The sequence below is a fragment of the Streptomyces sparsus genome, from assembly GCF_054776295.1.
Genome location: NZ_BAAHCA010000951.1, coordinates 1 through 1,827, shown reverse-complemented (window position 1 = coordinate 1,827; position 1,827 = coordinate 1). Strand labels below are relative to the sequence as shown.

Below are 1,827 nucleotides of genomic sequence, written 5' to 3'. Positions count from 1 at the left end.
GACCGGGCAGCGGCGGCTCCGGGTCCGGACTGCGCGGAAGCGCTCAGCCGTCGGCCATCGCCCTCGGAGGCGGGGGCGCGGGCGACGCGTCGGGCACGGGGATCTCCGCCCAGACGGTGTGGCCGTGGCAGCGGTGCCGGTCGCCCCAGGAGACGCAGAGCGCGTCGACCAGGAAGAGTCCCCTGCCGCCTTCGTCCAGGTCGAACGAGGGATGGCGCCAGCGGGCCCGCACCCGGCCGACGTCCACGCCGGTGCCGGCGTCGCTGACCTCGATGCGCACCGCACTCCGCCGGTCGCCCGTGCGGCGCAGCAGCACGGTCACCACCAGCGGCGGTGTGCCGTGCCGTACGGCGTTGGACAGCAGTTCCGTCCAGACCAGTTGCGCGTCGTCGGAGACGTCGCTCATGCCCCACGACTGGAGCCGGCGCCGGATCTCACCGCGCAGGGCCGGCACGCAGGCAGGCCAGTCGTGGAGAGGACGGCCGCCGGAGGAAGGACCGTCGAGTTGGAGGTGGAGAGGGGTGTCCTGCGGTGGGGTGTCCTGCGGTGGGGTTTTCATGGCCGGAATCCCTTATCAGTGGATATAAGGTATTCGGCCCCGTTCGCCCGGCGGATGTGTTCACCGGGCGAAAAAGTTGCGGAAATGTCGGCAGCCCGGGACGGCCGACTGCGGAGCAGTTCGACGCCCGCCCCCGGGCGGGGGCGGGCGGGGGAGATGCCGGCGCACGCGTCGGGCGTCGGGCCGGGCGGCCGTCAGACGTCGAGTTGGTCGGCGACGGCGCGGAGCATGCCGGCGATCTTGTGGCCGTGCTGCCGGTCCGGGTACCGGCCGCGCTCCAACTGCTGGGAGACCCCGTCCAGCAGGGTGGACAGATCCTGGACGATCGACGCCAACTCGTCCGGCTTGCGGCGCTGGGCGGCGGCCACGGAGGGAGCCGGGTCGAGCAGCGTCAGCGAGAGCGCCTGGTCACCGCGCTGGCCGGCCACCACCCCGAACTCGACCCGCTGGCCCGGTTTGAGGGCTTCCACGCCGCTGGGCAGCACGGATGAGTGCACGAAGACGTCCCCGCCGTCGTCGCGGGAGAGAAAGCCGAAGCCCTTCTCACTGTTGAACCACTTGACCTTGCCGGTAGGCACGTCTGTCCTCGTCCTCGTAGCTCGTCGGTCGATCCGGTCGGTCGTCACCGGTCCTGGAGGGTTCCGGCCCGATGGACCTGGTCTGGTGGGCAGGGTTCAGCGCCCCCGTAGCGTCGAACGGAGCCCCGCAACCCCCCTGGTTGCGCCCTTCGGCCCCGCACAGGCTCGACAGAGCACTGCGGCGGGCCGCTCGACCCGCCATGACTCAAGGTTAATCTTCCGTCGCCCGCTGACAAGATGCTCCGGGCCGTTCCTCCGCGCACCTGCCCACCGGCTTACCCTGGACGGGTGAGCAATACACCAGTCCTCCGGGGGACGTCCCCGTCGTCCGCCGCCACCGCGGAGCAGGGACGTGCCGGTGATCTGCTGGTGCGGATCGGCGGGGTCGTCTTCGCCGTCGGTGCGCTGGCCACCCTCGTCACGTTCGCGCCGCTGTTCCTGGGCACCGAGCGGTTCCCGCCGATCGCGTACTTCGTCTGCATGCTGATGGGGCTGGGCTTCGCGCTCGCCGCGGCGGGCCTGCTGCGGTCCGCCGCCGAGCAGCGGCGTCAGGCGGGTGCTTCGGTGCGGGAGCTCTCCGAGCGGTAGCGGTCCAGCCAGTCGGGGAACGCCAGCAGGTCGGGCAGCACGACGTGTGCGCCGGCCGCGTGCAGTTCCGCGGCCGAGCACGGCCCGGTGGCCACCGCGACC

Annotated in this window: 3 protein-coding genes; 1 reads left to right on the top strand and 2 read right to left on the bottom strand. The window is 72.1% G+C overall.

What is annotated here, in order from left to right; genetic code table 11:
- Nucleotides 1-43: 43 nt before the first annotated feature.
- Together ACYVE9_RS25260 and ACYVE9_RS25255 are read right to left on the bottom strand one after the other, a co-directional pair.
- On the bottom strand, nt 44-559 hold the full coding sequence (locus ACYVE9_RS25260; protein ID WP_461030208.1) for an ATP-binding protein: 516 nt from the start codon (nt 557-559) through the stop codon (nt 44-46).
- 194 nt (nt 560-753) lie between these two features.
- Nucleotides 754-1,137 carry a cold-shock protein gene (locus ACYVE9_RS25255; RefSeq protein ID WP_283989917.1) on the bottom strand — a complete coding sequence of 128 codons (384 nt, stop codon included), beginning with the start codon at nt 1,135-1,137 and terminating at the stop codon, nt 754-756.
- Between the two features lie 363 nt (nt 1,138-1,500).
- Here ACYVE9_RS25255 and ACYVE9_RS25250 point away from each other — a divergent pair, with 363 nt between their 5' ends.
- Complete coding sequence (locus ACYVE9_RS25250) at nt 1,501-1,725, top strand: hypothetical protein (protein ID WP_461030209.1); 225 nt, start codon at nt 1,501-1,503, stop codon at nt 1,723-1,725.
- The last annotated feature ends 102 nt before the right edge of the window (nt 1,726-1,827 follow it).

What these genes read in the sequence shown, in the direction of transcription:
- ACYVE9_RS25260 (WP_461030208.1), bottom strand. Translation starts at nt 559, where the DNA reads ATGAAAACCCCACCGCAGGACACCCCACCGCAGGACACCCCTCTCCAC.